Source organism: Aeromonas schubertii (genome assembly GCF_000820105.1).
GTDB classification, from domain to species: Bacteria; Pseudomonadota; Gammaproteobacteria; order Enterobacterales; family Aeromonadaceae; genus Aeromonas; species Aeromonas schubertii.
Window position 1 is genome coordinate 1 of record NZ_CDDB01000007.1, and the last position, 6,313, is coordinate 6,313.

The following is a 6,313-nucleotide window of genomic DNA, read 5'->3' on the forward strand; positions in this document are numbered from 1 at the left end:
CATTTTGAAAGTCAAGCGTCACTATCGCTTTTCTTTCGCAGCCAGGTTGGCGTTGCCAACTCGCTGACCATCCGGCGTCATCCGCCGTGCTGGTGAGGGCGCATTATAGGGAGGCGCGCCGGGATGGCAAGGCTTTTTCAAAAGTTTTATGGATTTTTGGTTTGCTTGACGAAAAAAGGAGCCGAAAGCTCCTTTTTTATACTTTTCAGTGGCGATTCAAGCGGCCTTGCGCTCCATTTCGCTCTGACGTGACTGGATATAGGCGATCCAGCTATCGGCTCTCTGTTGCCACTCCCGGCTTCTGCGCAGCTGGGTCGCCAACTGTAGCGCCTCGCCATAGTTTTCTGCCTGCAAGTGGAGTTGCACCAACAGGGCCTTGGCGCGCAGCCCCTCTTTACCAGTCACACGCTGCAATACGATCAGCTGTTTTCTCGCCTCCTGGCCATGCCCCTGCTGAAGCATCAACTCGGTAGCGCGCAGGGCAGGCTTACTCTCTTTATTAAGCGCGGCAAGCCTCTGCCAGGACGCGATCGCTTTGTCCCACTCCCGCGCGCCCTCCCACAGTTGCGCCTGCAATTGCAGGTTCGCGGCAGAGGCGGACAACTTGCCGCTGGCGATGGCAGTCTCGAGCAGGCGAGCGCCACGATAAGGGAGACCTTGCCAGGCATAGAGGCGGACCAGCTGATTACGGGTACTCTCTTCACTCAGCACTTTGCGGTCGACCGCAGTCTGCAGCAGGGCCAGCGCCTCCCGGCCCTGCCGGGCGGAGAGCCGCAGCGACACCGCCTGTTGCCACCACTTGCCTTCCTTCTGCTCACGGGCGATGAGCTGTTCGGCGACATCGGCCGCCTGCCCATAGCGCTTGAGCCCATGCAGGGCAGAGAGGCGGATGATGGCGGTGCCCTGGTGCCACCCCTGGCACAGGAGCTGCTCACTCAGATTGGCCGCCTCGGCATACTGACGATTGTGGAAATAGAGACCCGCCAGACGGAACTGCAGATCCTTGTCACTTTGCAGGGCCAGCGCAGCCTTGTAGCTACTGATAGCTTGGGGCCACTTCTCCTGCTGGGCAGCGACGTCTCCTTGCAGCCGTAACAGCCCACGGCGCTGCTCCTTGGGCCACTCCTTATATGCCAGTGCCAGCGCCACCTGGCGGGCAGCCAGATCCCAGCGCCCACTGTTGGCTGCGGCCGAGGCACGCAGCTGCGCCAACCAGGCCTGCTCGGCCGGAGTATCCGGCTTGAGCGCGGCGGCCTTGGTCTCGGTAGCCTGCCACTGCTTGCCTTCATAGAGTTTCATCAGGGGAGCCAGCTGGCGTGAGAAGCCCGGGCTCACCGTGATGGCCCAGGCACTCTGCCCTGCGAGAAGTAGGGCACACAACCAGAGTCGTTTCATCGCTTAACTCTCCAACCTGAATTTGAGGGTCACGATCTGGGCGATCGCCCCGGTTTCTCCCTTGCGTGCCTGATAGCGCCATTTGCGCAGGGCCTGCATGGCGGCCCGCTCGAACTGGCCGCGCGGCTTGGCCGAAACAATGGTCACGTCCTGCACCTGACCGTTAGGATCGACCACAAACTTGAGGGTCACCTCTCCCTCGATCCCGGCCTGCTGGGCACGATAGGGATAAATCGGTTCGATCCGTTGCAACGGGGTCAGCAGACCACCGACACCGATCCCATCGACTGCCCCGTTCGGGCTTCCCACCTGCTGGCCATGGAAGTTGCCGCTAAACGTCGCCGGATCTTGCGCACCGTGCGCCACATCGGGCATGGCCAAGGTCACCGGACTCACCCCCGCGATATCGAGGGGAGGCGCCACCATGGGCACAGGCTCCAGCACCGGGGTAGAGACCGACTGCATGGTCGGCATAGGCTCCACCTCAGGCAGCGGCTCGGGTTCCGGTGGCACCGGACGCTCCTGGGTCGCTACCTGGAGATCGGGCTCCTGCATCTTGATGACGATGCTGCGCGACTCGCTCGCGCTACGCGCACGCAAGTCTGGCTCGACCAGGGTTGCCATGAACAGCAGCACGGCCAGGGTAAGCGGCACCCCAAGCAGCAGGCTGATGAGATAGCGCTTCATCGCGGCGTCACCGCCACGGCGATATTGGCCACACCGGCGGCCTTGGCCTCGTCCATCACCCGCACCACACGGCCATGAGGCACCCGCTCGTCGGCCTGAATTACCAGACTGGCCTCCGGCTGCTCGGCGAGCATGCGCGTCAGGCTGGCCTTGACGCGTTCCACATCGACCGGCCTGCGGTCGAGGTAGATCTCCCCCTTGGCACCGATCGCCAACATGATGCTGGACGACTTCTGGGCCTTGGCCTGGGTTGCTTCGGGACGATGTACCTCGAGCCCCGCCTCGCGGACGAAAGAGGTAGTGACGATGAAGAAGATCAGCATGATGAAGACGATATCGAGCATGGGGGTCATGTCGATCTGGATTTCGTCACGCTGACGTTTGGGTTGTCTTCTCATTGGTTACAACTTCCTATTCGGCGCCCATGCCATCGCGAGTCTGTTCGAGCAGGCGGCGCGCCTGGCTCTCGAGACGGCTGAGGATCAATACCCCGATGAGAGCCACGACCATACCGGCCATGGTCGGGATGGTGGCACGGGAGATGCCGCTGGCCATGCTCTCGGGATTGAAACGGTTGGCCATGGCCAGGGCGTCAAACACCCCTATCATGCCGGTGACGGTGCCGAGCAGTCCCAGCATGGGGCAGAGCACCACCAGAGTGCGGATAAAGAGGAGATGACGTTGCAGCTTCAGCTCGGCCTGGGCGATCCAGCGGGTACGGATCGCCTTGGCCTGCCAGCTGGTGCGCTCGGCGCGGGCACGCCAGTTGGTCAGCAGCGAATGCTGCACGGCGCGATAGCCCCCCCACAGATAGAGCAGCCGCTCCAGGATCAGGCACCACATCACCAGCAGTAGTCCCAGGATCACCCAGAGAATGGGGCCACCACGCCCCATGAATTGCTGCAACTGTTCCCACACAGCCATCATCAGGCAACGCGCTCCGTCTTGCTCTGGGTAAGACCGGTGGTTTCGGCACGTTCGGCCAGGATGCCGGCCACCTGCTGCTCGAGCAGGTTGGAGAGCTCACTGAAACGCGACTGCAGCAGGCTGTGGGCCAGGATCAGTGGAATCGCCGCCACCAGACCCTGCACCGTGGTCACCAGCGCCATCGAGATGCCGCCGGCCATGATCTTGGGATCGCCGGTGCCGAACTGAGTAATGGCCTGAAAGGTGCCAATCATGCCGGTCACGGTCCCAAGCAGGCCCAACATGGGGGCCACTGCGGCGATCACCTTGACCATGCCGATGCCGCGCTCAAGACGCGGGTTTTCCTGCAAGATCGCCTCGTCAAGGCGCAGTTCCAGGGTTTCCATCGGCAGGTGGGGATACTGCTTTTCCACCGCCAGCACACGCCCCAGCGCGTTGCGCTCGTCGAGGACCGACTCGCCCACCTGGCGACGCACGGCCTTGAGTTCATGAGAGAGCAGCACCAGACGCACCCCGGCGATGCCAAGACCGGCCAGGGCCAGCGCCAGTATGATGTAGCCGACCGTGCCACCTTGTTGCAGCCGTTGGGTGAAGGTCGGCATCTCGGCCAACATGGCCAGCACGGCGCCATGGGAGGGATCGATAGCCACCGCCTCGCCTTCCGCCCCCTGATAATCGCGATAACCATCAAGTACCTTGCCCGGCAGGTTGGCTATCGGTAGCAGCCCTTGCGGGGTCACCTGCACCAGACCCGGCTCGGCTGCCAGGGTGAAGGCACCGAAACGGGTCAGCGACCGGGTCGTGGCGACCCCTTCGGCACCGTTCACCTGTGCGCTGAAGCGCGCAACCTGAGCCGATGCCTTCATCTCCCCGAGCAGCAGCTCGGACAGCAGCGCCAGGGCGTAGCGGTCCGGCACTGTCTTGTCATCGCTCAGCGCGTGCAGCGGTTGGAGACGATCGGGATATTGCGCCTGCACGGCAGAGGCCTCGAGCAGGGTCATGGCCTCCTTGGCCCCCTGGCGACTGACGGCAAACAACTCATCCATGCCGCTTGAGGCACTCAACCACGCCTTGTTCAACTCGCTCAGCTGCTTCTCATTACTGGCAAAGCGATCGCCGAGCGACAGGCTTTCTGCCTGGGCACTGGCGAGCTTGGCTTTGGCCTGAGCCAGCTGGCTTTTCAGAGTAGCCAGCTCCTGGCCGGCCGCCTGCTCGCGCGCCTGTTCTTCGGCCGAAAACTGCGGGGCTGCCTGGACGCCAAATGCCAACGCCAGGATCAGGGGTAGAGCCTTCATTGAGAGATCTCCTGACGAGCGGTAGACAGAGGCAAGGTGAGCAGGCTCGGAGTCTGCTTCTCCTTGGCCAGGGCGATCGCCTGGCCGATAGCATCGTGCCAGGCCGCATCAAGCGGCTGCCATGCCTTGACCTCGGCAGACCAGCGCCAGGCTCCCGTGCCATCGGTGGTCATGGCAAGCAAGGCGATACGCCCCAGTGCGACCACATTGACCAAGCGCTCACTTCCCTCCAGCGCCAGATGCTGCTGCCACACGTCGAGACGGCTGCCGTATTCGGCCTCCACCTGGTACGCCTGCAGCAAGACACGGAACTTCTCGGCCTCGCTCACGTCGGCACGGGCCAGGGTCTCTTTCAGGTTCTGCAGACGCGCGGCGCGATCGGCGGAACGTAGCGGCAGATCGCCGGCTACCCAAGCCTCAAGGTTAGACAGCATCTTGAGTAGCAATGGCACCAAGCCATGGCGGGTCTCTTCCACCTCAGCCAGCTGATTCTGCAGCCTTGTTATATCGCGCTCCTGGCCGGCCACCATACCCCGCATGTACAGGTTATAGGAGGCGAGGTCCTTGAGTTGACGCTCGGTAGCCAACAGCTCTTGGCGAGCAATTACGGCAGCATCGGCTGCGTGTGCTACTTTTTTCTGGGAGGCCTCTCCTGAGGCCAGATCTTCCATCAACGCATTCGGCACCGGAGACTGGGCACAAGCCAAGTGGGTAAAGCAGAAGGGCACGAGGAACGCCAACACACTCTTAGTCATGGTCGCAAGCCACATAGTTGATAACGCTTATCATTATCCCAAACTTGGTCTAATGAAGCAAATCATGGAATTTCGTTGCGACCCGCGCTATGCGCGGATAAGGTGAGCCGAGAATTTGCACGCAACTTGTCGACATTCTCGACAAAAGGAGAGCAACTTGTACAACGACAAGCTTTGGGAACATATAGAGACGTTCACCAGGGCAAGAAACACCCTCGATATGCAGAGGTCCCTGGAGCGTTTTAGCCACAAAATGGGGTTTGACTACTTCCGGCTGCTTATCATCTTCCCGATAAGCATGAACAAGTCACACGTAGCCCTGTTTAACAACTGCCCACTTAGCTGGTTTCAGGCCTACTGCGAGAACCGCTATCTGACCCAGGATCCTGTGGTCTGTCTCGGCCTGAGGCAAACGCTACCCATTTTCTGGAATTCGCTGGACTACAACCAACCCTGGCTGCCGGCAGGTAGCCGGGATGTAATGAATCTGGCCGAAGACTTTGGGGTGCGTAACGGGGTCTCTTTCCCTCTTTACAGCCCCAATGGTGAACGAGGCATTCTCTCCTTCATCACCAAGGAGCAGAGTAACAGCGAGCTGATGTTTGAGAATGTACCAACACTCTCGTTTTGCGCCAGCTATATCTTCAATGCGGCACTCGAGCTGGTAAAACGCAAACCCGAAATAGCTCGACATCTGACGACACTCTCCAGCCGTGAGAAAGAATGCCTGTTTTGGGCCAGTGAAGGGAAAACATCCTGGGAAATTGCAACGATTCTGGGTATCAGTGAGCGGACGGTCAACTTCCACCTGACCCAGGTCACCAATAAAACAGACTCACGAAACCGTAATCAGGCAATTGCCAAGACGATTTCCAGTGGACTGATCGTCCCGTCTCTGGACGATGTGAATATCACTAATATACGCCTTTCATAAGGCGTTTTGATGTTCGGACTTAAAAACAAAAAGGCCTCCCGCTTGGGAGGCCTTCTCATTGAATAGGTGCCTGACTGTGTCCTACTCTCGCATGGCATCTGCCACACTACCATCGGCGCTACGACATTTCACTTCTGTGTTCGGCATGGGAACAGGTGGTTCTATCGTGCTATTGCCGTCAGGCAAAAACTTTTAAATTATGGTGCTGATACCCAGAATCGAACTGGGGACCTCATCCTTACCAAGGATGCGCTCTACCGACTGAGCCATATCAGCACAAAACCGGTCGAAACAACGCGTCGCGTCATCTCTGAATTGGG

At 60.0% G+C, this 6,313-nt stretch carries 7 protein-coding genes, 1 tRNA gene and 1 rRNA gene; 1 reads left to right on the forward strand and 8 read right to left on the reverse strand.

What is annotated here, in order from left to right:
- Positions 1-216: 216 nt before the first annotated feature.
- From BN1133_RS01385 to BN1133_RS01410, 6 genes are read right to left on the reverse strand one after another with little or no spacing between them, the layout of a single operon-like run.
- On the reverse strand, positions 217-1,395 hold the full coding sequence (locus BN1133_RS01385) for a tetratricopeptide repeat protein (protein WP_050664777.1): 1,179 nt from the start codon (positions 1,393-1,395) through the stop codon (positions 217-219).
- Between the two features lie 3 nt (positions 1,396-1,398).
- Positions 1,399-2,082 (reverse strand): TonB family protein, encoded by a 684-nt coding sequence (locus BN1133_RS01390; protein ID WP_050664778.1) that lies wholly within the window; start codon positions 2,080-2,082, stop codon positions 1,399-1,401.
- Positions 2,079-2,480: an ExbD/TolR family protein gene (locus BN1133_RS01395; protein ID WP_050664779.1), complete on the reverse strand. Its 402-nt coding sequence runs from the start codon at positions 2,478-2,480 to the stop codon at positions 2,079-2,081. The genes BN1133_RS01390 and BN1133_RS01395 overlap by 4 nt, the downstream gene beginning before the upstream one ends.
- Before the next feature lie 13 nt (positions 2,481-2,493).
- Positions 2,494-3,009 carry a MotA/TolQ/ExbB proton channel family protein gene (locus BN1133_RS01400; RefSeq protein ID WP_231686222.1) on the reverse strand — a complete coding sequence of 172 codons (516 nt, stop codon included), beginning with the start codon at positions 3,007-3,009 and terminating at the stop codon, positions 2,494-2,496.
- On the reverse strand, positions 3,009-4,304 hold the full coding sequence (locus BN1133_RS01405) for a MotA/TolQ/ExbB proton channel family protein (RefSeq protein WP_050664781.1): 1,296 nt from the start codon (positions 4,302-4,304) through the stop codon (positions 3,009-3,011). Before BN1133_RS01405 ends, BN1133_RS01400 begins: the two co-directional genes overlap by 1 nt.
- Positions 4,301-5,074, reverse strand: a complete 774-nt coding sequence (locus tag BN1133_RS01410; RefSeq protein ID WP_330218698.1) for a DUF3450 domain-containing protein — start codon at positions 5,072-5,074, stop codon at positions 4,301-4,303. The genes BN1133_RS01405 and BN1133_RS01410 overlap by 4 nt, the downstream gene beginning before the upstream one ends.
- Positions 5,075-5,216: 142 nt before the next feature.
- Between BN1133_RS01410 and BN1133_RS01415 the strand changes: the two genes are divergently transcribed.
- Positions 5,217-5,993: a LuxR family transcriptional regulator gene (locus tag BN1133_RS01415; protein WP_050664782.1), complete on the forward strand. Its 777-nt coding sequence runs from the start codon at positions 5,217-5,219 to the stop codon at positions 5,991-5,993.
- A 68-nt stretch (positions 5,994-6,061) separates the two neighbouring features.
- On the opposite strand, the gene rrf is transcribed toward BN1133_RS01415, so the two are convergent.
- A 5S ribosomal RNA gene (gene rrf / locus BN1133_RS01420) occupies positions 6,062-6,176 on the reverse strand.
- A 17-nt stretch (positions 6,177-6,193) separates the two neighbouring features.
- Positions 6,194-6,269, reverse strand: a tRNA-Thr gene (locus BN1133_RS01425).
- Between the last annotated feature and the right edge of the window lie 44 nt (positions 6,270-6,313).